We start from the raw sequence: 24,312 nt of genomic DNA on the forward strand, positions 1-24,312 counted from the left end.
GCCCGCCCGCCGCGCACTGCCTCCCATCCGGACTTTCACCGTCGGTCCAGGAATTTCACCTGGTCAACCGGCCGCTGGAGGCGACCGGGTCGCGGACTGTAACCGCCGGTTCGGAATTGCACCGACCCCGGAGTGCGCTGCTTCTGGTACCCGATCAGTCTGCCATGCCCCGGCGTGGTCCACCCGGGTGAGTTCTGTGGACTGGCTCACAGCCGCAGCGTTCTCCCGCCCGCCGCGGGTCCCGGACGGCGATTGGATGCGGGACGGCAAGGCGTCGCGGACGGAACGGGATGAGGACGACGATGACCACGATCCTGGTGACCGGTGGCACCGGCACCCTCGGCACCCTGGTGACGGACCGGCTGCGCGCCCGCGGCCACGAGGTGCGGGTACTGAGCCGGCACTCCGGCCCGTATGCGGTGGATCTGCGGCAGGGCGGAGGCGCCGCGCTGGATGGGGCGCTGGACGGGGCCGGGGCGGTGGTGCACTGCGCGAGCGGTCGGCGGGGCGACCCGGAGGCGGCCCGCCATCTGCTGGCGGCGGCCCGGCGGGCGGGGGTGGAGCATCTGCTGTACATCTCCATCGTGGGCGTGGACCGGGTGCCGTTCGGCTACTACCGGGACAAGCTGGCCGTGGAGCGGCTGGTGGCCGACTCGCGGGTGCCGTGGACGGTGCTGCGGGCGACACAGTTCCACCAACTGGTGCTGTCGATGCTGCGGGGTCTGGCGCGGCCGCCGGTGATGCTGCTGCCAAAGGGCCTGCGGGACCAGCCGGTTGAGGTGGCGGAGGTCGCGGACCGGCTGGTGGAGTTGGCGGAGCGGCCCGCGGCGGGCCGGGTGCCGGACATGGCGGGGCCCGAGGTGCGGGAGCTGCCCTCGCTGGCGCGGTCCTATCTGGCGGCGGGCGGGCTGCGGCGGCGGCTGGTCGAAGTGCCGCTGGCGGGCGGTGCGTACCGGGCGTTCCGGGCGGGCGCCCATCTCGCCCCGGAGCACGCGGTGGGGCGCCGCACCTTCGAGGAGTTCCTGGAGGAGCGGGTGCCGGACCGGGGCTGAGAGTGCCCGGCTGGCCCAACTCCCGTCAGGGCAGGGTGAATAGGTCGTCCTGGGCGCTCTCGCGGGCGGTGAGGAGGGCGCCGCGGAGGACGGCGGCGCCGCCGAGCGCACCGGCGCGCACCTCGGTGGCCACCGGCGACATGGTCCGCAGCCGCCGCTCGACCCGGCCCGCCAGCGCCTCCCCGCCGGCCCGGCCGATCTCCCCACCGAGGACCACACACCCCGGGTCGAGTACGGCGGTGACCGCGGCGAGGCCGATGGCGAGGCGGGCGGCGGTCTCGTCCAGGAAGGCGGTGGCGCCCGAGGTGACGGCCTGTCGCAGGCGCCCGGCGGCCTCCGGTTCCTGCGGGTCGCCGCGTCCGGGCGGGGCGGGGACGGCGTGTTCCTCCGCGAGAGCGGTGAGGGCGGCGGAGGAGACCAGGGAGTGCAGTCCGCCCTCGCAGCCGGTGGCGGAGGGCAGTCGGCCGGGGCCGGGGACGGGCAGGAAGCCGATCTCGCCGGCACCGCCGGAGGCCCCGCGGCGCAGGGCGCCGTCGAGGACGAGGGCGGCGCCGACGGCGTGGCCGAGCCAGAGAAGGACGAAGGTGCCGCGGCCCTGTGCGGCGCCCTCGCGCAGCTCGGCGAGGGCGGCGAGGTTGGTCTCGTTCTCCGTCAGGACCCGGGCCGGCAGCCGTTCCCGGAGTGCGGCGGCCAGGCTGCGGTGCCAGGCGGGCAGGCCACTGGTGTCGCGGAGTTCGCCGGTGCCCGGGTCGACGAGGCCGGGGGCGCCGACCGCGACGCTGTGCAGCGGCCCGTCCCCGGCGCGGGCCGCGGTGCGCGCCACCAGCCGCACCGCCTGGCGTACGGCGGGGGCGGTGGCGGTGCCGGGGCGGATGCGGGAGGTGCCCTCGGCGAGGACGGTGCCGAGCAGATCGCTGACGAGGACGGTGACCGACTCGGTGCGTACGTCGAGGGCGGCGAGGTGGGCGCGGTCGGCGACCAGGCCGTAGAGGCGGGCGTTGGGACCGCGGCGGGCGGCGCCGTACTCGCCGACGACGGTGACGAGTCCGGCTTCCCGCAGGCGTTCCACCAGGTCGGCCACGGTGGGCCGGGAGAGCCCGGTCAGTTCCTTCAACTGCCCTGCCGTCAGCGGTCCTTCACGCTGGAGCAGGCCCAGCGCGAGCCGGTCGTTGATGGCCCGGGCGGTGCTCGGGGACGCGGGCATTCCGGGTCCTTCCAGACGGCTGTGCGTCGCCCGGATTCCGGGTCAACTATCAGGCAGGGTCCCTGATAGTTTACGCGGCGGCAGCACACCGACAGTCGGGAGGGGAAGCGGACATGGCCGACCAGGGCGAGGACCGGCGGACGCCAGGCCGCGCGCGCTATGCCGTCGCGGCCGTCTTCTGCGTGCACGGTGCCGTCACCGGTTCCTTCGCCACCCGGGTGCCGTGGATCCAGGAGCACGCCTCGGTCAGCGCTGGGCAGTTGGGGCTGGCGCTCGCCTTCCCGGCGATCGGGGCCTCGCTGGCGATGCCGCTGGCCGGCCGGGTCAGCCACCGCTTCGGCGCCCGCACCGCACTCCGCGGACTGCTCGCCCTGTGGACCCTCTCCCTGGTCCTGCCCTCGCTGGCGCCCCATGTGTACACACTGTGCGCCGCCCTCTTCGTGTACGGGGCGGCCTCCGGGATGTCCGATGTGGCGATGAACGCCCTCGGGGTGGAGGTGGAGAACCAGCTCGACCGCTCCATCATGTCGGGCCTGCACGGGATGTGGAGTACGGGTGCTCTGATCGGTTCGGCGGCGGGCACGCTGGCCGCGCATCTCGGGGCGGACGCGCGGCTGCACCATCTGCTGGCCGCGGCCGTCCTCACCGTGCTCGGACTGGTCGCCTGCCAGGGTGTGCTGGATCTGCGGCCGGGCGTGGAGGAGGAGCCGCCGCCGAGGTTCGCGCTGCCGCCGAAGTCCGCGTTGCTGATCGGTGCGGTCGGCTTCTGCGCGGTCTTCGCGGAGGGCGCCAGCCTGGACTGGTCGGCGGTCTATCTGCGGGATGTGCTGGACACCTCCGCGGGTCTGGCCGCCGCCAGCACCACCGGTTTCACCCTGACCATGGCGGTGGCGCGGGTCGCGGGCGACCGGGTGGTGGACCGCTACGGCGCGGTGCGCACGGTGCGCTGGGGCGGGGTGCTGGCCGCGCTCGGCGGACTGCTGGTGGTGCTGGCGCCCTCGCCCACGCTCGCCATGGCCGGTTTCGGCCTGCTGGGGCTCGGTATCGCGGTCGTGGTGCCGCTCTGCTTCGCGGCGGCGGGGCGCAGCGGCCCCAATCCCAGCCAGGCCATCGCGGGCGTGGCCACCATCACCTACACCTCGGGCCTGGTGGCGCCCTCCGCGATCGGCACCCTCGCCCAACTGACCAGCCTGGTGGTGTCGTTCGGCGTGGTCACGGTGCTGGCCTGCGGTCTGGCCGGTTTCGCCGGGGTGCTGCGCACGGCCTCCAGGACCACCGGTGCGGTACCGGCCGCGGAGCCCGCACCGGACCCCAGCGCCTGACCCGGTCGGCCTCCAACTGCCCTGCCCCGTACGGCGGTTGCCGTGGTGTGCGGGGGTCAGGCCGGGTGGGGGACGATGGCGACCGGGCATCGGGAGTGGTGCAGGAGGGCGTGGGCGACGCGGCCGAGTGGGCGTCCGAAGTGCCCGTGCCGCCGCAGCGCGCCGACCACCAGCAGATCGGCCTCGGCGGAGGCGTTCACGAGTGCCTGATGGGCGGGGCCTTCGACCAGTTCCTGCTCCACTTTGACCTCGGGATGGTCCGCGGCGGCCTCCCGCAGCGCCACCGCGAGCAGGGCCGCCGCCCGCTCCTCCTCCTCGTCCTCCCCCGCACTCCCGGCCACCGTCATGGCCTGCCCCACATGCTCACGGGTGCGGCGCCAGGCCCGTACCGCGGTGAGGGGGCTGCCGCGGGCCTCGGCCTCGCGGAAGGCGAACCGGGCGGTGGACGTGCCCTGGGTGGCGTCGCCCACGCCGAGGACCAGCCGGTCGTAGTCGCCCTGCCGGTTCCGTTCCTCGCCGCGGACCACGACCACCGGGCAGACGGCGCGGGCCGCCACCGTGAGGCCGACCGAACCGAGCGGCATCCCCGCGAAGCCGCCGCGCCCGCGCGCCCCCGTGACCAGTGCGAACGCGTCCCGGCCCGCGTCGAGCAGGATGGACACCGCATCGCCGGGCCGGACCTCGGTCGCCAACTCGACCGCCGGATCGCGCAGTTGGGCCCGCTCCGCGCAGGACGCCGCGATCTGGTCCGCGAGGACCGTCCCGGCGGGCCGTTCGCCGCGGGGTCGCGGGCGGGCGCCCTCGTACCGCTCCCAGTGGGCGGCGTGGACCAGCCTGAGCGGCAGCCCGTGGCGCACCGCCTCGTCCACCGCCCAGTCCACCGCCCGCAGGCCGGAGTCCGAGCCGTCGACGCCCACGACCAGCGGACCGTCCATCGTCTCCACCGCCTTCCCCTGCCACCCGGAAACGTCCGGAACGCCCGATCGCCCGGCCGTGCTCACCGGTCGTCCGTGGTGATACGGCGGCCGGTGAGGCGGGTGGGCCGGATCGACACCCACATCTCGCGTTCGCCGCCGGCCCAGGGCTCGGAGTGGGCGTGCCCGGCCAGCTTCCGTATCTCCTCGGGGTCCGTGACGGCCTGTGCGGGGCCGACGGCGAGCACGCTCCAGCCCTGGCTCATGGCCTCGTCGAGGTGGTCGACCTCGAAGGCGACCTCGCCGCCCACGGCCTCCGCGGTGACCGAGCCGGGCGCGGTCCGGAAGGCGATCTCCCCGTCCACCACGGTGTAGTTGACCGGGATCACCGCCGGACCCTGGGGCCCGGTCATCGCCACCCGGCCCACCCCGTGCGGGGACAGCAGCTCCCGGCACTCGTCCTCGTCCAGCTCCAGCAGCCGGGCACGGGGCAGTGCGCGGCCCTCGCCGGGCGGCCGGTCGGTGCCGCCGCCACGCAGGGCCTCCACACTGGTGCCCAGCACATCCGCCAGCCTGACCAGGCTCGCCAGGGTGGGATCGGCCGGCTCCTCCTCCAGATACGCCAGATAGCCCGGGGCCACACCCGCCCGGCGTGCGGTCTCCGCCCGGCCCATCCCCCGGCCCTCCCGCGCCGCCGCCAGCCGCCGCCCGACCTCCCCGGGATCCGGCACCCGGCCCGCCGCACCCGCATCGTGGCGCGTGCCGCCGCCGCCCGGGGACCGGTGCCGCACCGGACGGACACAGGCGTCGGGCCCGGGGAACACCAGGGTCACCTCATCGCTGTCCGACCAGCGCACGTCGTACGGAGGGGCGCCGTCCTCGCGGTGGAGGCCGACGATCACCCCGTCGCGCCTGGCCGAGCCGGTACCCGCGTCGTCCACGATGATCCGGTCGCCGAGTCGAGCTCGCATGGTCGTCGCCGCTTCCTCAACCGGTGGGGCGGAGTTCGGTGAGGCGGAGTTCGTCGTGTCGGCCGCCGCCGAGGACCACCTTGAGCGCGCCGGTGTGCCGGGACTTGGTGAAGATGTCGTACGCCTGCTCCATCTGCCCCAGTTCAAAGCGGTGGGTGACCAGCTCGGACACCCCGGGCAGCCGGCCCGCGGCCAGCATCCGGAGCAGCATCGGGGTGGTGCGGGTGTCGACCAGGCCGGTGGTGAGGGTGATGTCCTTGATCCAGAGGTCTTCCAGATGGAGCGTGACGGGCTCCCCGTGGACGCCGATGTTGGCGACATGCCCACCGGGCCGCACCATCCTCATGCACTCCTCGAAGGCCTGCGGCACACCGACGGCCTCCACCACGACATCCGCGCCCAGTCCCTCCGTGACGTCCTTCACCAACTGCTCCGCGTCCTCCGCCGCGTCGACCACCGTGTCCGCGCCGAGTGCCCGCGCCGCCTCCAGCCGGGACGGGGCGTAGTCGACGGCGATGATGCGGCCCGGAGAGTAGAGGCCGGCCGTGGCGACGGTGGCGAGGCCGATCGGTCCCGCGCCGACCACCGCCACGGTGTCCCCGGGCCCCACCCGCCCGTTGAGGACGCCCACTTCGTACCCGGTGGGGAAGATGTCCGCCAGCAGGACCGCGTCCTCGGCGGGTACCGCGCCGGGCAGCGGGTGCACCGAGCCGTCGGCGAAGGGGACCCGGACGTACTCGGCCTGGGTGCCGTCGATGAGGTGCCCCAGCACCCAGCCGCCACCGCCCCGGCACTGCCCGTAGCGGCCCTCGCGGCAGAAGCGGCAGCGGCCGCAGGACGAGATGCAGGAGACGAGGACCCGCTCACCGGGCCGCACCGACCGCACCTCGGAGCCCGCCTCGACCACCTCGCCCACGGCCTCGTGCCCCAGGACCGTCCCCGGTGTCACCTCGGGTACATCGCCCTTGACGATGTGCAGATCGGTGCCGCAGATGGTGACCGCCTCGACCCGCACCACCACATCGGAGGCGTCCACCACGCCGGGATCGGGCACATCACGCCAGGAGGTCTGCCCCGGGCCTTGGAACACCATCGCCTTCATGGCACGACCACTCCTTCACGGATCTTCACGTATCGGGTGTGTGCGGGTGGGGGCAGCGGGCATCGCACCGCGGGACGCCGCCGGCCGGTGGGGAGCCGGTGAGCCGGGTGGCGGCGACCGCGGCCTGGACCCGCCGTTCCACCCCCAGCTTGGCGAGTAGCCGCGAAATGGCGTTCTTCACCGTCTTCTCGGCGAGGTGGAGCCTGCGGCCGATCTCCCGGTTGGTGAGCCCCTCCCCGATCAGGGCCAGTACGTCGCGTTCCCGGCCGGTCAGCCCGTGTTCCCCGTCGGCCTCGGCGGCCCTGTCGGCGCCGCACTCGCAGTCCCGGAGCCGGGCCAGCACCCGGGAGGTGGTACGGGGGTCGAGCATGGACTCGCCGGACGCCACCGTCCGTACCGCGTGCACCAGTTCGCCGCCGCCGACCTCCTTGAGGACATATCCGGAGGCGCCGGCCATGATCGAGTCGACCAGGGCCTCCTCGTCGTCGAAGCAGGTCAGCATCAGACAGGCCAGACCGGGCAGCCGGGAGCGCAACTCCCGGCACACGCTCACCCCGTTCCCGTCCGGCAGCCGCACATCGAGGACCGCGACCCGCGGACGCACCGCCGGTACGCGGGCCAGCGCCTGCGCCGCCGTCCCGGCCTCGCCGACGACGGTCATACCCGGCTCGTCCTCCAGGAGGTCGCGCACACCGCGGCGCACCACTTCGTGATCGTCGAGGAGGAAGACCCCGGCAGCCGCGGTCTCCGGCGGATCGCCGCTGCCCATGACCACACACCTCGTACGGGCGGACTCTGTACGCAGGTCCAGTCTGGCGCACTTCACATCCGGGTGCAGGCCGGGCGGAGCGCCACCGGAGCCGCCCGGCGGGGGCCCATCGGCCCGGCCGCGGTGGCCCGGAGGTCCCTCGCCCGCACTGCCCCGGCGCACCACCGTGAACAGGGAGTACACGGGGAAACGTGAGCCGCACGAGGAGGTCGCCATGTCACCCGCCATCACGGTCGGTCTGGACGGGTCGCCGCAAAGCACCGCGGCGGCCACCTGGGCGGCGCGCGAGGCGCAGATCCGCGGACTGGCCCTGCGACTCCTCTACGCCCGCGACTGGCATCCCGTCGCCTCGGCCCCGCTCGGTGGCGCGGTGGAGACCCAGCCCTGGGTGGAGGAGGCCGTCGAGCAGACCGAGAAGGCCGTCCTGGAACGCCACCCGGATCTCGACTTCGTCACCGAACTCACCTCCAACCACCCCGTTCCGACCCTGCTGAACGCCGGGCAGGACGCCGAGCTGCTGGTGCTCGGCTCCCGCGGCCTCGGCCGGTTCGCCGGTTTCCTGCTGGGCAGCGTCGCCCAGGCCGTCACCGCCCGCGCGGTCTGCCCAGTGGTCCTGGTACGGGCGCCGGACACCCGTGAGTCTCCCCCCGACACGGCCCGGGAAGGGGAGGTGGTGGTGGGCGTCAGCGAAGAGGAACCGGCCGCCCCCGTCCTGGAGTTCGCGTTCCGGGCCGCGGAACGGTACGGCGCCCGGCTGCACGCCGTCCAGGGCTGGATCCCGGGCCACCGCTACTACCTGTACGGCGAGGTGCTCGCCCCCGGCGTCCGCAACGAGCTGTCCGCCCGGATGCAGAGCAGGCTGCACCACACCCTGCGCCCCTGGCGGGAGGCGTTCCCCGGGGTGCGGACGGTGGAGGACGCCGAACTCGGCTCGCGCTCCGCCCTGTTGGTCGCCGCGTCCCGGACGGCGGACCTGGTGGTGGTCGGCCGCGACGACAACCACCGCAGCCCTGGCCCCCACCTCGGCCCCGTCACCTACGCCGCCCTCCACCACTCCCCGGCCCCGGTCGCGGTGGTACCGCACGAGTGATGCCGCGGGCCTGAACTTCCGGGTAGGGGCGGTCAGTTGGTGGATCCGCCGTCCTAGCCGCCGGTGCCCGCCTCCGCCGACGCCGACGACGACACCCGCGGCGCGACCGGGTCCCGGAAACCGTGGTAGCCGAGATCGGCCTTCCCCACCGCGGCGGCCTTCCCCACGGCGGCGGGTCAGCGGCGCTCCGTCGCGCTACGCAGCAGATCTGGCCGATCATCGCCCCGCCGAGCTCGACGACGAAGCTCCCGGGCCACCGCTCGGGCACCTCCTCGGGCACCTCTCGCTCGCCCCGGGTGCACGGAGTACGAGCCTCTCGGTCCTGATCAGGGCGGGCGGCCAGGGGACGGGTCCGAGATCTCTCATGGCGGGAGCCGATCAGTCGGCTCGGCGGCGAGCAACGCGCCCTGGAACAACGCCTGTTGAGTGGACCACAAGCCCGGCCGCGATGGAGGCCGCCCAACTCCTCGGTGCCCGGCGATGTCCACGCGGCCCGCCGCAGCGCGGGCCGCCAGGCGCCCGTACTCCCTTGTCCGCAACGGGTGTTGGTCCGTTTCGGGGATGTGGCGGGCCAGCCGCGGTGGGGGTGGGGGCCGGGGTGCCACGCTGCACGGATGACACAGGCTGAGGCGGTGCCGCTGCATTCCGTAGCGCATAGGGGTGCGATCGACGAGGTGGTGAGGCGGATGCGGGGGCTTGGTGGGGAGTGGCCGGCGGGGGACGGGCTGGGGCACTTTCACCGGGTCTATCTGTCGGTCACCGAGGAGTTCGGCCCGCGGGCGGTGCGGGGCGAGTTCGGGGCGCCGCGGGCCGCGGGGACGCTGGGGGCGGTGTTCGCGGAGCGCTATCTGACGGTGGCCGAATCGGGCGAGGTGCGCGGGGCGCCCGCCTGCTGGCGTCCGCTGCTGCAGTACCGGCGGCACCCCCGGGATCCGGCCGCTTCAGTTCGCGCTGGCCGGGATCAACGCCCATGTCGGCCATGACCTTCCGCTCGCCGTGGTGGACGCCTGCCGGGCGCTGGACTGCGCCCCGCCGGAGCTGGAGGACGCCTTCGACCGGATCGGGGACCTGCTGACGGGGCTGGAGGAGCGGCTGCGGGAGGAGCTGATGCCCGGCCCCGATCTGCTGGAGCTGGCCGATCCGCTGACCCATCTGCTCGGCGCCTGGAGTCTGGATCGGGCCCGGGACGCGGCCTGGACGGCGGCCCGCGCACTGTGGGCGCTGCGCGGTCTGCCGTCCGTGGCCGGTGAGCTGGCCGAGGGCCTGGACTCGGCGGCGGGGCTGGCCGGCCGGATGCTGCTCACCCCGCTTCCCCACTGACCCGCCCACCTCAACACCCGCTTACGGCCGCCGACTTGGCCGTAGGTTCCATCAGAACGCAGTCGCGCGCAGCGAGCGAAGGAGCACCGTATGTCGGTCCGGCTCGGTCTCGGACTCCCGCAGTTGAAGCAGTACGACCCGGCCCGCGATGTGACCGCGGTGGCGCGGTCCGCCGAGGAGATCGGCTTCGACAGCCTCTGGGTCTTCGAACGCATCCTCTTCCCCGAGCCCGCCCGGCAGGGCGCCTACGGGGTGCCGGGGCTGCCCTGGCCGGACAGGTACCGCTCGGTGGCCGATCCGCTGGTGACGCTGACGCTGGCGGCGGCGGTCACCGAGCGGGCGCGGCTCGGCACCAGTGTGCTGGTGGCGCCGCTGCACGGGCCGTTCCAACTGGCGCGTTCCCTGGCCTCGTTGGACGCGGCGAGCGGCGGCCGGGTGGTCGCGGGCCTCGGTACCGGCTGGTCGCACGACGAGTACGCGGCGGCGGGGGTCGCCCCGTTCGAGCGGCGCGGCGCCGCGCTGGACGAACTGCTCGATGTGTGCCGTGCGGTGTGGGGGCCCGACCCGGTGGCGTACGAAGGGGAGTTGACGAGGATCGCGCCCTCGGTGGTGGGGCCGAAGCCGGTGCGGCCGATCCCGGTGCTGCTGCCGGGGAGCGGTACGCGGACGATGCGGCGGCTGGTGGACCGGGCGGACGGCTGGATGCCCAACGTCCTGCCGGTAGAGCAACTCACCGCACAGCAGCGGAAGTTGGCGCAGCTCGCGGAGGAGCGGGGCCGCACCGCACCGCTGTACACGGTGCTGCGGGCCGACGCCCGCTACACACCCCGCGCGGTGGACGGCGCCGATCGCAAGCCGCTGCACGGCGACGCCCGGCAGATCGCGGAGGACCTCACCGCGTACGGGGAGCTGGGTGTGGACGAGATCCTGCTCGATGTGCAGTCCGGTCTCCGCGACGCGCGGGAGCTGGTCGAGGTGGCCGCCGAGGTGTACTCGGCGGCCCGCACGGCGGGGCTCTGACCCGGCGGCCGGAGGAGTGACGGGTTCAAGTCCCGTCAGTCCTCGGGGAGTTCCACCGGGGCGATGGTGTCGAAGAGGTCGCCGGGGCCGGGGTTGGCGGGGTCGGTGGCGCCGCCGAACTGGTGCATCACACCCCAGACGGCGTTCAGCGCGGTCTGCACGGCACCCTCGGCCCAGCCCGCCGTCCAGGAGATGTCGTCCCCGGCGAGGAAGACGCCGCGTTTCCCGGCGGGCAGCCGGTCCTGCATGAAGTGGGTGAACAGCCGCCGCTGGTAGCGGTAGTGGCCGGGCAGGTTCGCCTTGAAGGCGCCCAGGAACCAGGGCTCGTTCTCCCAGGACACGGTGACCGGGTTGCCGATGATGTGGCCCCGGATGTCGACACCGGGATAGATCTCGCCGAGCGACTTCAGTGCCACGTCCATCCGCTCGTTCGCGGACAGCGGCAGCCACTTCAGGCTGTCGTCGCACCAGGTGTAGGAGAGGCAGATGGCGGCGGGCCGGTCCGGGCCGTCGTCCAGGAGGTAGGTGCCGCGGGTCATCCGGTCGGTGAGGGTCATCGACATCAGATCGCGGCCGGTGGCCGGGTCCTTGTCCCGCCAGAACGGCCGGTCCACCGGCACGAACAGCTTGCTGGACTCCATGTAGTGGGTGCGTTCCACGGCCGTCCAGTGGTCGATCGGGAGGAGCGCCTCATCGCAGTCGATCTTCGACAGCAGCATCCAGGACTGGGCGGTGAAGACGACCGCCCGGTAGGAGCGGATGTCCCCGGTGGCGTCGGTGACGGTGACGCGGTCGCCGGCGGTGCGGTGCAGCCGGGTCACCGCGGGGCGCGGGGTGCCGTCGTGCAGCGCGGAGAGGGAGGTGCCGAGCGGCCAGTGCACGATCTTCCGCGGCTCCCGCTCCCACAGCCGCAGCGGCAACTGCCGGCTGCCGCCGACGATGCCGCGGTGGTGGTCGTCGGCCTCGGTGTAGACGACGCGCAGGATCTCCAGTACGGAGTTGGGGAAGTCGGTGTCCCAGCCGCCGGTGCCGAAGCCGACCTGGCCGAAGATCTCCCGGTGCCGGAAGGAGCGGAAGGCCCGCGACTCGCAGAGGAAGCCGTAGAAGGTCTGGTTGTCGAGCCGGGTGACGAGGCGGGACCAGATCTCGCGGATGCGTGGCACATCGCGCTCCCGCAGGGCCCGGTTCATGGCGGTGAAGTCGGCGCCCTCCTCCAGGCAGGCCTGCCACGCCTCGGCGACCTGGCGGTACACGGCGGGCAGGTCGTCCAGGGTCTCGGCGTAGTGCGTGGCGCCCTTGAGGTCGACCACCGTCGAAGGGGTGGACGCGGCCAGCGGGTTGGGGAAGGGCCGGGTGGTGAGGCCCACCAGGTCGATGTAGTGCTGGAGCGCGGTGGAGGACGGCGGGAAGCGCATCGCGCCCATCTCCGCGGTGAGTTCGGGCCCGCAGCCGTCGAAGCCGACGGTCCGCAGCCGCCCCCCGATCCGGTCCGCCTCGTAGACGACGGGCCTCAGCCCCATCTTCATCAGCTCATACGCGGTGACGAGGCCGGAGAGCCCGCCGCCGACGACGGCCACCTCGGTGCCGTGTTCGGTGGCCGGTATCTGCCCGAGGCCCGCGGGATGCGCCAGGTAGTCGTCGTAGGCGTAGGGGAAGTCGGGGCCGAACATGGTGATGGGCGGCTGGGCGGCGGTGTGCGGGACGGCGTTGGGCACCGTGGACGTCATGGGGTGGTGGCTCCTTGCACGGGCGGGGTGGGGCGCGGCGGGCGCGGTCAGACCAGGGAGGTGTAGAGGCCGGGGCGGCGGCCCGCGAGATACGGGTTGGCGGCGCGGGAGGCGGCGAGCACGGCCGGGTCGGCGTCGGCGACCAGCAGGTCCTCGCCCTGTCCGGCGCGCACCCGGGCCGTACCGTCAGGCCCGGCCAGTACGGAACGGCCGGCGAACTCGAACTCGCCTTCCGGGCCTGTGCGGTTGACGTACGCCAGGTAGAGCTGGTTCTCGAACGCCCTTACCGGTACGAGGTGTTCGGGGACGAACTCATAGGGGTGCATCAGGGCGGTGGGCACCAGCAGCAGATCGGTGCCGGCCAGGGCGTGCGCCCGGACGTTCTCCGGGAACTCCACGTCGTAGCAGATCATCAGGCCGAGGCGGAGGCCCGCCAGCTCGGCCTGGGCGACGGGTTCGGTGCCGGGAGTGAACCAGCGTTGCTCGAAGTCGCCGTAGAGGTGGGTCTTGCGGTAGGCGGCGAGGGTGCGGCCGTCGGGGCCGGTGAGCCGGACCGAGTTGAAGAGGCGGGCGCCGGTCTGCTCGCGCTCGGGGTAGCCGTAGGCGACGGCCAGGCCGTGGCGGGCGGCGAGGGCGTCCACGGCCCGCGCGCCGGGCCCGTCGGCGGTCTCGGCGAGACGGGGCAGCGCCTCACCCACCGCATAGCCGGTGAGGAACAGCTCCGAGGTCACCAGCAGCCCGGCCCCCGCCGCCGCGGCCCGCCCGGCCGCCGCCTCCAGCACCTCAAGATTCCCCCGCACCGAGCCCGGCCGGCCGGAACTCTGGAGCAGGGCGACACGCAGCGCGGACATGCGGTACCTCGGCGGGAACGGTGGTGCGGGGGACGCATCGACGGTACGGGCGCCGGGCCGCGGCGGACAAGGCGCGAGCGTTGCACCCCGGCACCCGGTTCGTTGCGTCCTTCACGCCCGGGACGGCGATCCGTTGCGCGGGCCGCACGTAACCGGTGGGACGGGCGCTATCCGGGGGCGCCGGAGCTGAAGCGGCGCAGCAGCGGCGAGAGGACCAGGACCGACTTGGTGCGCTCCACGAACGGCTCGCCCGCGATCCGTTCCAGCACCCGCTCGAAATGCCGCATGTCCTCGGCGAAGACCTGCACCACGGCATCGGCCCCACCGGTCACCGTGGACGCGGACACCACCTCCGGATACCGCTCAAGTCCCCGCTTGATGGCCTCCGGTGAGGTGTTGCTGCGGCAGTACAGCTCGATATGGCCCTCGGTCTCCCAGCCGAGGGCGGCGGGGTCGACGCGGACCGTGAAACCGGTGATGGCGCCGGTGGCCCGCAGCCGGTCCACGCGGCGCTTCACAGCGGGCGCGGACAGGCCCACGAGCTGCCCGATGTCCGCGAAGGACCGGCGGGCGTCCTCCGCCAGGGCGTGCACGATGCGTTCGTCGAGGTCGTTCAGTCGCACAGCGGGTCGTTCACTTCTCTTCCGGGGGCGGCCCTTCCTGGGGGCCGTACTGGTGCGCGGGGTGCCGGGCGGGGGCGGGCGGGATCAGCTCCAACTCGCGTGCAGCGGCTGGCCCTCCGCGTAGCCCGCGGCGCTCTGGATGCCGACCACGGCGCGCTCGGCGAACTCCTCCAGGCTGCCCGCACCGGCGTAGGTGCAGGAGGAGCGGACCCCGGCGATGATCGAGTCGATCAGGTCCTCCACGCCGGGGCGGGCCGGGTCAAGGAACATCCGGGAGGTGGAGATGCCCTCCTCGAAGAGCGCCTTGCGGGCCCGGTCGTAGGCGGACTCCTCGGAGGTGCGGTTGCGCACCGCGCGGGCCGAGGCCATCCCGAAGGACTCCTTGTAGAGGCGCCCGTCGGCGTCCTGCTGGAGATCGCCGGGCGACTCGTACGTGCCGGCGAACCAGGAGCCGATCATCACGTTGGACGCCCCGGCAGCCAGTGCCATCGCCACATCGCGGGGGTGGCGCACCCCGCCGTCCGCCCACACATGCCTGCCGAACCTGCGGGCCTCGGCGGCGCACTCCAGTACCGCGGAGAACTGCGGGCGGCCCACCCCCGTCATCATGCGGGTGGTGCACATCGCGCCCGGTCCGACGCCCACCTTGACGATGTCCGCTCCGGCCTCGACCAGATCGCGCACCCCGTCCGCGGCGACGATATTGCCCGCGACGACCGGGACCTGCGGATCCAGGGCACGGACCGCGCGCACCGCGCTGATCATCGACTCCTGGTGGCCGTGCGCGGTGTCCACGACCAGGGTGTCGACACCGGCGGCGAGCAACTGCTTCGCCTTGCCCGCGACATCGCCGTTGATCCCGACGGCCGCCGCGATCCGCAGCCGGCCCGCCGCGTCGGTGGCCGGGGTGTACAGGGTGGCGCGCAGCGCGCCCTTGCGGGTGAGGATGCCGGCGAGGCGGCCCTCGGTGTCGACGGCGGGCGCGTAGCGGCGGTTGGCCGTGTCGAGCGTGGTGAACGCCTCCCGGGGCGCTATGGCGGCGTCCAGCAGCAGCAGATCGCGGGACATCACCTCGGAGAGCTGGGTGAAGCGGTCCACCCCGTTGAGGTCGGCGTCGGTGACGACACCCACCGGGCGCTGCTCCCCGTCGACCACCACGCCCGCGTTGTGCGCCCGCTTCGGCAGCAGGGCCAGCGCGTCGGCGACGGTCTGGTGCGGGGCGAGCACGATCGGGGTGTCCAGCACCAGATGCCGGCCCTTGACCCAGGAGGTGACTTCGGTGACCACATCGATCGGGATGTCCTGCGGGATCACCACCAGACCGCCGCGGCGGGCCACCGTCTCCGCCATCCGGCGCCCGGCGATCGCCGTCATATTGGCGACGACCAGCGGGATCGTGGTGCCGGTGCCGTCGGGTGCGGCGAGATCGACGCCCTGCCGGGAGCCGACCGCGGAACGCCGCGGCACCATGAACACGTCGTCGTACGTCAGGTCGTACGCGGGCCGGATGTCGTTGAGGAAACGCACGTGCTGCACATCCCAGTCGATCAGAGGTGGCCCCCGGACAGGTCAGCCAGGGGGAAGAGCACGTACTTCAGTGTCCCATGCTGCGGCGTATGCCCGGCCTGGGATCTTTATCCAGAGGCCGCGGCGGCCGTTCGTAGCTTCCTCCGGACCGGGCTCGGGTACCCGGTCGCGCGGAGGTCAGTGCGTGGTGAGGAGTACGGCGAAGCCCTGGGCGCCGCGGGCCGCCCACTCGGTCTCGGCCTCGGTGAGGATCTCCCGCGCGGTGGCCCAGTCGCCGGGCCGCTCCCGGGCGAAGTCCGACCAGCCGGACACCAGCAGCAGCCGGCCGCGGGACACCGGAAGCCAGGACAGGTCCCGCAGGCAGTCGGCGAGCGCGTCCCAGTTGTGCCCGAACCAGTCGGGCAACTCCAGGCTGACCGCGCAGCGCTCCAGGAACGCCGCCTTGTCCGCGGCACCGGACAGGTCGAGCACGCTGCTGGTCCAGCCGGTGGCGCGGACCGCCTCCAGTACCGGTGCGAACGCCGGGTCCGTCATCGGATCACCGCCTCAAAGGAGTCGTAGTGGTCGTCGGTGTAGTAGATCTCGCCGCCGTCACCGGTGACGACCCGCCGCGCACCCCGGTCCCGCTCCCCCGGCGTACGCACCGTGTACTCGCGGTAGTAGCCGCCGTCCCGCCCCGGCAGACGCCGCTCCCGGTTCCGGAACACCGAACCGTCCTGCCGGTACGGGAAGGGCCCGCCGTCGTCGATACGGCGCAGGGTGTCCCGGGCCTCGGCGGGCAGCCGCGCCTCGGGGACGGCACGCAGTCCGCGCGCCCAGGACGGGGTGGCGGTGACGGCACCGGGGCGCCCATCACCGGTTCCGGTTCCGCCGGAGCAGCCGGTGAGCAGGAGGACGAGGGCGGCGAGGAGAGCGGCGAGCAGTCTTCGCAGGGGCATCAGGGGCGTCAGTGGCATCCGGCCAGGCTGGCAGCGCTCCCCCGGCCCCGCCGCCCGCCGCGCGGAACCCCGCACCGGCAGCCACCCCGAGGGAGGACGCCACGGACAGCCGCCCGACCGCCCACCCCCGAGTATCCGCAACCCCAACTCCCCACCCCCGCAGGCCAGTCGGCGCTGTACGCGCCGAACCGGTCGGCCGCCCCGGAGCCCGTCGGCCTAGGCGGTGTCGCCGTCCGGGTCGCCCCGGTCCAGGGCCGGGCGGGGGGCCGGGCCGGCCGTCATCAGGTGGTCGGCGGCCGCGGTGTCCGTGACCAGGCTCGTCACCAGACCGGACCGCAGCACCGCGTCGATCGCGTGGGCCTTGCGGGCGCCACCCGCGATGGCCACCACCTCGGGCACCCGCCGCAGCCGGTCCGCCTCCACCGTGATGCACCGCTCCCCCAGATCGCGGCCGACCCGGCGGCCCTCCGCGTCGAAGAGGTGCGCCGACATCTCCGCGGCGACCCCGAGCGAGGCGTAGTGCGCCCGCTCCTCGTCGCTCAGCATGTCGTGCACGGTGGAGATCCCCGGCTCCCAGGAACCGATGGACACACAGGCCACCGTGACCTTGTCGAAGTACTCGAAAGCCCGCGCGATACCCGTCTGGTGGCGCAGCGCGGCCGCGGTCGCCGGGTCGGGCAGCAGCATCGGCGCGTAGATGGGATGCGCCTCGCCACCGGAGACCTGGGCGGCCCGCCGGACCGCCTCCACCGAGCCGCGCTCCGCGGTCCCCGCGTCGTACACACCGGTCAACTGCACCACCGTGCACGGCGGGAGGCGGTCCAGCTCGGCCGCCATGTGAATGGTGGAGCGGCCCCAGGCGAGGCCGAGCACATCGCCCTCGCTGACCAGCTCGCCCAGCAGATCGGCGGCGACCTCGCCGAGATTCTCCGGGTCCGGCGACTCGTCGGTCTCGGCCGGCGACTCCACCACCACCGCATGGCGCAGCCCGTAGCGGGCCCGCAGTGCGTCGGAACGCTCGGCGTCCAGCTCGGCGGGCACGCGGATCTCGATCCGGACCAGGTCCCGTTCCAGGGCGGTCTCCAGGACCCGCGCCACCTTGAAGCGGCTCACGCCGAACTCCTCGGCGATCTGGATCTTCGACTTGCCCTCCAGGTAGAAGCGGCGCGCCATGGCCGCCGCCTGCACCATCTCCGCGGGCCCCATCCGCAGGGCGGGACGACCCGCCGACATGCCGGACACGGCTTTCTCCTCACTGCTGCGCCCGCCCCCGCACCCCGCCGTTGCACACCCGCGGCCACCACCCGGTGCCACGGTCCTGCACACAACTGCTGTACGGATTCCGGGCTGTTCTCACGCTGGACTGTTCACACTCTGGATACGCCGTTCATCCTTGCAGATCCGGACGCCCGGATCAGCCCCCGATCGCCCCTGTTCACGTTCCGGACGCCCGAGAACGGGACTTCGGCTGCTGAATTCAGTGACCGCACGCCCAGGCCGCGCCCGCGGTCGCCGTGGTCGCCTGCTCGCGCAGGGCGCGCACCGCCGCCGCCGGGTCCGCTGCCCCGTAGACCGCGGAGCCCGCCACGAACACATCGGCGCCCGCCTCGGCGCACCGCTCGATCGTCGACGTCGACACCCCGCCGTCGACCTGGAGCCACAGGTCGAGCCCGTGCTTGCCGATCAGCTCCCGGGTACGGCGGATCTTCGGCAGCATGATGTCCAGGAACGCCTGCCCGCCGAAGCCCGGCTCCACCGTCATGATCAGCAGCATGTCCAGCTCGGGCAGCAGATCCTCGTACGGCTCGATCGGGGTGGCCGGCCGCAGGGCCATCGAGGCGCGGGCGCCCTTGGCGCGGATCTCCCGCGCCAGCCGCACCGGCGCCGCCGCGGCCTCCACATGGAAGGTCACCGAGGAGGCACCCGCCTCCACGTACTGCGGGGCCCAGCGGTCCGCGTCCTCGATCATCAGATGGCAGTCCAGCGGGGTGTCCGTGGCCCGGGCCAGCGACTCCACCACGGGCACACCGAGGGTCAGATTGGGCACGAAGTGGTTGTCCATGACGTCGACATGAAGCCAGTCGGCCCCGTCCACGGCCCGCGCCTCCTCGGCGAGACGGGCGAAGTCGGCGGAGAGGATGCTGGGATTGATCTGCGCTGCCATGTGCCAAGCCTGCCATGCCCCGCTCACCCCCCGCGTGGCCCCCGGCCCCCACCCGGCACGGGCGGGACCGGGACGGGCCGGGGCGGGTCAGGCGGTGCGGCGCAGCAGAGCCAGATACATGGCGTCGGTGCCGTGCAGATGCGGCCAGAGCTGGACATCGGGACCCTCGCCCAGCGCCGGGACCCCCGGCAGCAACGGGCGCGCGTCCAGCAACTCGGCGTCCCCGTACCGCTTCAGCACGTCGTCCACGACCGCCCGGGTCTCCGCCAGATGCGGCGAGCAGGTCGCATAGCCGACGACACCGCCGGGGCGTACCGAATCGAGCGCCGTGCGCAGCAGTTCGCGCTGGAGCGGGGCGAAGCCGTCCAGGTCCTCCGGGCGGCGCCGCCAGCGGGCCTCCGGGCGGCGGCGCAACGCACCCAGACCGGTACACGGCACGTCCACCAGCACCCGGTCGAAGGAACCGGGCCGCCACGGCGGGCGCGTACCGTCCGCGGCGATCACCTGGTACGGGCCCGGGTTGCCGTCCAGGGCGCGGGCGACCAGGCCCGCGCGGTGCGGCTGCTTCTCCGCGGCGAGCAGCACCGCGCCCCGCCGCGCCGCCAGCCCGGCGAGCAGCGCCGCCTTGCCGCCGGGCCCGGCGCAGCCGTCCAGCCAGCGGGCATCGGGCCCGTCGAGCGGCGCGTTCGCCAGCGCCAGCGCCACCAGCTGGCTCCCCTCGTCCTGCACCCCGACCCGGCCCTCCCGCACCAGGTCGAGCGCCCCCGGCTCCCCGCCCTCGGAGAGCCGCACCGCGTACGGCGACCAGCGGCCCGGCAGGGTGTCCTCCGGCAGCGACTCCAGGACCTCCGCGGCCTCGGCCCGGCCGGGGCGGGCGACCAGCGTCACCTCGGGCCGCTCGTTGTCCGCCTCCAGCAGGTCCTCGATCCCGGCCCGGCCACCGCCCAGCGAGTCCCACAGCGCGGAGACCACCCACCGCGGATGCGAGTGCACCACCGACAGATGCTCCTCCGGATCGTCCTCGTACGGCGGGGCCACCTCCGCCAGCCACTCATCGAGGCCACGGGCGGCGACCCGGCGCAGCACCGCGTTGACGAACTTCGCCCGCCCGTCGCCCAGCACCACCCGCGCCAGCTCCACCGAGGCCGACACCGCGGCATGGGGCGGGATCCGCGTCCCCAGCAACTGGTGCGCGCCCAGGCTCAGTACGTCCAGCACCGGCGGATCGACCTCGCGCAGCGGACGGTCGATACAGGCGGCGAGCACCGCGTCATAGGTGCCCTGACGGCGCAGGGTGCCGTAGACGAGCTCGGTGGCGAGAGCGGCGTCCCGGCCGTCGAAACCGCCCTGCTCCCGGGCCTTGCGCAGCAGCGGCGGCAGCACCAGATTCGCGTAGGCGTCACGCTCGTCCACCGCCCGCAGCACCTCGAAGGCCAGGATGCGGACCGGGTCCTTCTCCGGCCGCCGATACGCCCGCCCCGGCTTGCGGGACCGCCCACCCCCCGCCCCCGAGGACTGCTGCCGGGGCCGACGAGGCGACTGCTGCCACGACTCACGCTGCTCGCTCAAAAGGTGCTCCGCTACTGGTGTGTTGCCGGGGTACGAGAAGGGGGGCGCGGGGCCGGTGCGCTGCCGGACGCGGGAGGCCGATACGGTGCCGCGTTCCCGGGCCGGGGCGCGTACACCGCCGCCCGCGTTCAGCGTACGTCGCCGGTGCCGAGGCGCTCGCCGGGGGCGATACGGACACCGCGCGCCCAGTCCGCGGCCCGCATCGGCTTCTTGCCCTGGGCCTGCACCCACAGCAGCTCCACCGCATGGGAACCGGTGCCCACCCGCACGCTCCTCTTCCCCACCGCCAGCTCACCCGGCGCCAGATCGTCCCGGTCCGCGGCCGGCGACGCCTGCACCAGCTTGAGGCGCTCCCCGCGGAACTCCGTCCACGCACCCGGGGCCGGGGTGCAGGCCCGCACCACCCGGTCCACCCGCAGCGCCGGCGCCGACCAGTCGACCCGCGCGTCCTCCACCGTGATCTTGGGGGCGAGGGTGACGCCGTCGGCGGGCTGCGGCACCGCCTGGAGCGTGCCGTCCTCGATGCCGTCCATGGTCGCCGCCAGCAGACCGGAACCGGCGAACGCCAGCCGCGTCAGCAGATCACCACTGGTGTCCGTGGGCTTCACCTGCTCGGTGACGGTGCCGTAGACCGGGCCCGAGTCGAGCCCCTCCTCGATCAGGAAGGTGGACGCACCGGTGATCTCGTCCCCCGCCATCACCGCGTGCTGCACGGGCGCGGCACCCCGCCAGGCCGGCAGCAGCGAGAAGTGCAGATTGACCCAGCCGCGCGCCGGAACGTCCAGCGCCGCACGCGGCAGCAGCGCACCGTAGGCGACCACCGGGCAGCAGTCCGGGGCGATCTCCGCGAGCCGCGCCAGGAACGACTCCTCCCGCGGGCGGGCCGGCTTCAGCACCTCGATCCCGGCCTCCTCGGCGCGCTCCGCCACCGGACTCGCCACCAGCCGCCGCCCCCGCCCCGCAGGAGCGTCGGGCCGGGTGACGACAGCCGCCACCTCGTGCCGGCCGGAGGCGATCAGTACGTCGAGTGCGGGTACGGCGACCTCGGGGGTGCCTGCGAAGACAAGCTTCATCGGTGACGGACGGCCTCTCGCGGAGTGGTTCGACGGGCAACGCACCAGTCTAGGCGGGCGCGGTGACACAGCCATCTGTGGCGGGGCGGAGGCGGGCCGGCGCGAAGCCGGGGGTGCGGGCCAACAGGCGTGCGGCGGTGGGGAGTTGGCGTCCCTGGCGCGGGCGGGCGCTGCGGGGAGCGGGGGTGCGGGGTGGCGGGCAGGGTCGGCGCGGGGTGGTGCGAGCGTGCGGGAGGGGAGCGGGGGTACAGGGCGGGGGATCGCGGCGCGGAACGGGGATCGGCGGCGCGGGCTCGGGAGCGTGCAAAGGAGCGCGCGCCCTGGGCGGCTGCCGCTGCGCCCCGCAGCGTGACCCTTACCCCAATGGCGCGTTGACCCAGGAGAGTTGACCGCGAGGGACCGCCCGAGGCGGTCCCCTCTTTCTTCGGCGCCAGTTCGAGAGGCTTGTTCATGGCCGACCACGCAACCCACGACGCCCAGACACGGGCCAGCCTTCACCTGCTGGTACGGGACATCGAACGGGTCCGCCGGCAGGTGGACGCACTGCGTACCCTCACCGCACAACTGGGCAACGTCTACCGTCCCCGCCGCACCGGCCCCGCCGCCGGATTCGTCGTCTACGGCCGCGCCCCCGCCCCCACCGTCCGCCTCGCACAGGAACTACGCGACAGCGTGGAGACCCTGGTCACCGCCGCCGTCGACTTCGACCGCTCCCTCGGCTTCTCCTGGGACGCGGTCGGCTCCGCACTGGGCGTCACCAAGCAGGCGGTACACCGCCGTTACGGGGCACGGCGAGCCGCCACCCAGGCCGCGGCCGAGGCGGAACGGGCCGCCGACCAGAGCACCCCCAGACCTCTGCCCCTCGGCACCGGACTGCCCTCGGTCCCCGCCGCCCGCGCCATGCCGCCCCAACCCCCCGCCCTCCGTCCGGGCGCCTACCGGGACACCCCCGTCACCCGGGAAGGCCCCCGGCCCTACCGCGAAGCCCCACCCCCGTCCCCGCACCCGACCGACCCGCACCCCGCCCAGTACCGGGACGACACCGCCCCCACGACCTCCCTCCGCGAAGACGCCCACCCGGCCCCGCACCGAGACGACCCGCCCCACCCCGGCATCTTCCCCGGCCCCCGCAACGGGTGAGGTGAACTGGCGGGCGATGGAGGGGAGTTGGGCACGGGAGGGGTGATCGGGGGGAGGGGGCGCCCCCTCCCCCGCTGCTTGGTCAGGCGCTGCCGGGCGGGGAGCCCGTACCGTCCATCTGCCGCCAGGCCGGGAAGAGCAGCGGGCAGAGGGTGGCGACCAGATACACACCGCCGACCGCGAGCAGGGCGGGGGCCGTGCCCGCCGCCCCCACCAGGAAACCGACCGCCAACCCGCCCAGCGGAGTGGCCAGTTGGTACGCGGCCGTCGTCGCACTCAGCACCCGGCTGCGCAGCCCCTCCGGCACCGACTCGTACAGCACCGTGGCCATGATGGGGTTGAGCACACCGCACGCCAGCCCCTCGACCGCCAGCATCACGGCGAGCGGAGCGAAGGTACGGGTCACGGCCGCCACCACGAAACGCGGCAGACCGACCACGAGAAACGCGACGGTGAACACCGGCCACCGCCGAAAACGGCCCCCCACCGCCCCATAGACCAGTGCCCCGGCGAGTGCGCACACCCCGAACACCGCTTCCAGCAGCCCGAGTTCGACCGAACCGCCCAACTCCCGGCGAGCGTGCACGGGAAGCAGTACGGCACTCCACCCCTGGTCGAGCCCCCGGGTCACCATCGTCATCAGGCACAGCCCCAGCAGCAGAGGCGCGGCCACCACAAAACGGCAACCCTCCGCCAACTCCCGCCGATAGCCACGCAACGACACCGGCTCACCCCGCCGCCGGGCCCGCGCCTCAGCCACACCCCGCACCCCGAACGCGAACAACGGCGCCGCCACCAAGAACGTCGCGGCGTCCACCAACAACACCCGCTCGGCACCGAGTACGGCGATCAGCACACCCCCGAGAGCCGAACCGGTGAGCGCCGCACAGCGCGAAGCCCCGTCGTACAACGCGGCAGCCCGCGCCAGCGGCATCCGGGCGCGTTCGGCGAGGGCCGGCAGCAGCACACCGCGAGCGGTCTCGCCCGGCGCATGGAACAGCCCGGTGACCGCCATCAGCACGCACAGCGCCCAGAAACGCAGAACACCGGCGCACTGGAGGACCGGAACCGCCGCGACGGCAGCACCACACACCAGGTCCGACACCACAGCCACCCGCCGCCGCCCGATCCGGTCAATCACCGGCCCCCCGGCCAGCGCGGCGAACACCACAGGCAGCATCGTGCAGAACGCCACCGTCCCGGCTTTGGCCGCACTCCCCGTGGTCTCCAGCACAAACCACGGCACACCCATATGCGTGAGGCAATTCCCGGTGATCGAGACGACGTTGGCGACAAGGGCCATGGCCAGCGGACGACGATCAGCCGCCCGGAAGTCTTCGAAGGACACTGCGGCGGTCTCCCATGAGGGAAGCACCCACCGCGCGAAGAACAGAGAAGAAAGGGGACTGTCAGCCGGTGGGCGAAGCGAAGTGGTCAGCGTCTGGCGCGCACACCGAGGCGCACCGCAGAGATGCGGCGTACACCGGCAACGCCTCCCACACTTCGCCGGGATGGACCACCCACCCGGAACGTCCGAGCATTCTCACGGGCGGGGGTGGGGGTGGGCAAGGGAGTTTCGCCTGCTCCTCCGGGGGCCCCTCCCCCTCCCCCTCCCTCCCCAACCCCCGCCCCTCCTCCCCCAGTTACCCGCAGCCCACACCGCACGCCCGACCCACGCCGCACGCCGACCCACGCCAGACCAGCGCCCCACGCCCGACCACCAGCGACGGTCAGCCACCACGACCGGTCGCCGCTCATCACGACAGGTCGCCACCCATCACGATCGGTCGTCACCGATCGCCAAGGGCCGGGCCGGCCGGCCGACCGGCCCACCCCCCCCCCCCCCCCCCCCCAACCCCCCCCCCCCCCCCCCGCCCCCCCCCCCCCCCCCCCCCCCCCCCCCCCCCCCAGCCCAACCAAAAAGAAGGGGGGGGTG

At 73.9% G+C, this 24,312-nt stretch carries 21 protein-coding genes, 1 pseudogene and 1 riboswitch; of the genes and pseudogenes, 6 read left to right on the top strand and 16 right to left on the bottom strand.

Annotation, left to right across the window (positions count from 1 at the left end; translation table 11 throughout):
- Nucleotides 1-9 precede the first annotated feature (9 nt).
- A riboswitch (FMN riboswitch) is annotated at nt 10-140 on the bottom strand.
- A gap of 162 nt (nt 141-302) precedes the next feature.
- The gene (locus ACFVST_RS22585) at nt 303-1,052 is read left to right on the top strand and encodes an SDR family oxidoreductase (protein ID WP_390154871.1); all 750 of its coding nucleotides are present in this window, start codon (nt 303-305) and stop codon (nt 1,050-1,052) included.
- A 25-nt stretch (nt 1,053-1,077) separates the two neighbouring features.
- Here ACFVST_RS22585 and ACFVST_RS22590 read toward each other — a convergent pair whose 3' ends face one another.
- Nucleotides 1,078-2,256: an ROK family transcriptional regulator gene (locus ACFVST_RS22590; protein ID WP_390154873.1), complete on the bottom strand. Its 1,179-nt coding sequence runs from the start codon at nt 2,254-2,256 to the stop codon at nt 1,078-1,080.
- Between the two features lie 113 nt (nt 2,257-2,369).
- Between ACFVST_RS22590 and ACFVST_RS22595 the strand changes: the two genes are divergently transcribed.
- Nucleotides 2,370-3,578, top strand: coding sequence for an MFS transporter (locus ACFVST_RS22595; protein WP_390154876.1), 1,209 nt, complete (start codon nt 2,370-2,372; stop codon nt 3,576-3,578).
- Nucleotides 3,579-3,634: 56 nt separating this feature from the next.
- On the opposite strand, the gene ACFVST_RS22600 is transcribed toward ACFVST_RS22595, so the two are convergent.
- From ACFVST_RS22600 to ACFVST_RS22615, 4 genes are all read right to left on the bottom strand, one after another.
- Complete coding sequence (locus ACFVST_RS22600; RefSeq protein WP_390154930.1) at nt 3,635-4,513, bottom strand: universal stress protein; 879 nt, start codon at nt 4,511-4,513, stop codon at nt 3,635-3,637.
- 62 nt (nt 4,514-4,575) lie between these two features.
- Nucleotides 4,576-5,463, bottom strand: coding sequence for a pyridoxamine 5'-phosphate oxidase family protein (locus tag ACFVST_RS22605; protein ID WP_390154879.1), 888 nt, complete (start codon nt 5,461-5,463; stop codon nt 4,576-4,578).
- Nucleotides 5,464-5,479: 16 nt separating this feature from the next.
- Nucleotides 5,480-6,565: an alcohol dehydrogenase catalytic domain-containing protein gene (locus ACFVST_RS22610; RefSeq protein ID WP_390154881.1), complete on the bottom strand. Its 1,086-nt coding sequence runs from the start codon at nt 6,563-6,565 to the stop codon at nt 5,480-5,482.
- Nucleotides 6,566-6,590: 25 nt separating this feature from the next.
- Complete coding sequence (locus tag ACFVST_RS22615; RefSeq protein WP_390154884.1) at nt 6,591-7,334, bottom strand: response regulator; 744 nt, start codon at nt 7,332-7,334, stop codon at nt 6,591-6,593.
- A gap of 214 nt (nt 7,335-7,548) precedes the next feature.
- Between ACFVST_RS22615 and ACFVST_RS22620 the strand changes: the two genes are divergently transcribed.
- The 3 genes and pseudogenes from ACFVST_RS22620 to ACFVST_RS22630 all read left to right on the top strand — a co-directional run bounded on the left by ACFVST_RS22620 (nt 7,549) and on the right by ACFVST_RS22630 (nt 10,764).
- On the top strand, nt 7,549-8,424 hold the full coding sequence (locus ACFVST_RS22620) for a universal stress protein (RefSeq protein WP_390154887.1): 876 nt from the start codon (nt 7,549-7,551) through the stop codon (nt 8,422-8,424).
- A 614-nt stretch (nt 8,425-9,038) separates the two neighbouring features.
- Nucleotides 9,039-9,744: pseudogene (locus tag ACFVST_RS22625) on the top strand (DUF5995 family protein).
- 90 nt (nt 9,745-9,834) lie between these two features.
- Entirely contained in the window at nt 9,835-10,764 is a 930-nt protein-coding gene (locus tag ACFVST_RS22630; protein WP_390154891.1) for an LLM class F420-dependent oxidoreductase, read from the top strand.
- 35 nt (nt 10,765-10,799) lie between these two features.
- Here ACFVST_RS22630 and ACFVST_RS22635 read toward each other — a convergent pair whose 3' ends face one another.
- The 10 genes from ACFVST_RS22635 to fmt form a co-directional block, all read right to left on the bottom strand.
- Entirely contained in the window at nt 10,800-12,491 is a 1,692-nt protein-coding gene (locus tag ACFVST_RS22635; RefSeq protein ID WP_390154894.1) for a flavin monoamine oxidase family protein, read from the bottom strand.
- A 47-nt stretch (nt 12,492-12,538) separates the two neighbouring features.
- Nucleotides 12,539-13,342 carry a carbon-nitrogen hydrolase family protein gene (locus ACFVST_RS22640; RefSeq protein ID WP_390154897.1) on the bottom strand — a complete coding sequence of 268 codons (804 nt, stop codon included), beginning with the start codon at nt 13,340-13,342 and terminating at the stop codon, nt 12,539-12,541.
- A gap of 167 nt (nt 13,343-13,509) precedes the next feature.
- Nucleotides 13,510-13,965 (bottom strand): Lrp/AsnC family transcriptional regulator, encoded by a 456-nt coding sequence (locus ACFVST_RS22645; protein WP_390154900.1) that lies wholly within the window; start codon nt 13,963-13,965, stop codon nt 13,510-13,512.
- Nucleotides 13,966-14,049: 84 nt separating this feature from the next.
- On the bottom strand, nt 14,050-15,492 hold the full coding sequence (locus ACFVST_RS22650; protein WP_390154933.1) for a GuaB1 family IMP dehydrogenase-related protein: 1,443 nt from the start codon (nt 15,490-15,492) through the stop codon (nt 14,050-14,052).
- Between the two features lie 177 nt (nt 15,493-15,669).
- Entirely contained in the window at nt 15,670-16,026 is a 357-nt protein-coding gene (locus ACFVST_RS22655) for a barstar family protein (RefSeq protein WP_390154903.1), read from the bottom strand.
- Nucleotides 16,023-16,448, bottom strand: coding sequence for a ribonuclease domain-containing protein (locus ACFVST_RS22660; RefSeq protein WP_390154906.1), 426 nt, complete (start codon nt 16,446-16,448; stop codon nt 16,023-16,025). Before ACFVST_RS22660 ends, ACFVST_RS22655 begins: the two co-directional genes overlap by 4 nt.
- 198 nt (nt 16,449-16,646) lie before the next feature.
- Nucleotides 16,647-17,663 carry a sugar-binding transcriptional regulator gene (locus ACFVST_RS22665; RefSeq protein ID WP_390154936.1) on the bottom strand — a complete coding sequence of 339 codons (1,017 nt, stop codon included), beginning with the start codon at nt 17,661-17,663 and terminating at the stop codon, nt 16,647-16,649.
- A gap of 244 nt (nt 17,664-17,907) precedes the next feature.
- Nucleotides 17,908-18,594: a ribulose-phosphate 3-epimerase gene (gene rpe, locus ACFVST_RS22670; RefSeq protein ID WP_390154909.1), complete on the bottom strand. Its 687-nt coding sequence runs from the start codon at nt 18,592-18,594 to the stop codon at nt 17,908-17,910.
- Between the two features lie 87 nt (nt 18,595-18,681).
- Nucleotides 18,682-20,163 carry an RsmB/NOP family class I SAM-dependent RNA methyltransferase gene (locus ACFVST_RS22675; RefSeq protein ID WP_390154912.1) on the bottom strand — a complete coding sequence of 494 codons (1,482 nt, stop codon included), beginning with the start codon at nt 20,161-20,163 and terminating at the stop codon, nt 18,682-18,684.
- A gap of 128 nt (nt 20,164-20,291) precedes the next feature.
- Complete coding sequence (fmt, locus tag ACFVST_RS22680) at nt 20,292-21,236, bottom strand: methionyl-tRNA formyltransferase (RefSeq protein ID WP_390154915.1); 945 nt, start codon at nt 21,234-21,236, stop codon at nt 20,292-20,294.
- A gap of 450 nt (nt 21,237-21,686) precedes the next feature.
- Between fmt and ACFVST_RS22685 the strand changes: the two genes are divergently transcribed.
- Nucleotides 21,687-22,376, top strand: a complete 690-nt coding sequence (locus ACFVST_RS22685; RefSeq protein WP_390154918.1) for a hypothetical protein — start codon at nt 21,687-21,689, stop codon at nt 22,374-22,376.
- Nucleotides 22,377-22,458: 82 nt separating this feature from the next.
- Here the strand turns inward: ACFVST_RS22685 and ACFVST_RS22690 are convergent, their stop codons facing one another.
- Nucleotides 22,459-23,724 carry an MFS transporter gene (locus ACFVST_RS22690; RefSeq protein WP_390154921.1) on the bottom strand — a complete coding sequence of 422 codons (1,266 nt, stop codon included), beginning with the start codon at nt 23,722-23,724 and terminating at the stop codon, nt 22,459-22,461.
- Nucleotides 23,725-24,312: the final 588 nt, after the last annotated feature.

Origin of the sequence: Streptomyces sp. NPDC058045, from assembly GCF_042885635.1 — a bacterium.
Classification (GTDB): Bacteria; Actinomycetota; Actinomycetes; order Streptomycetales; family Streptomycetaceae; genus Streptomyces.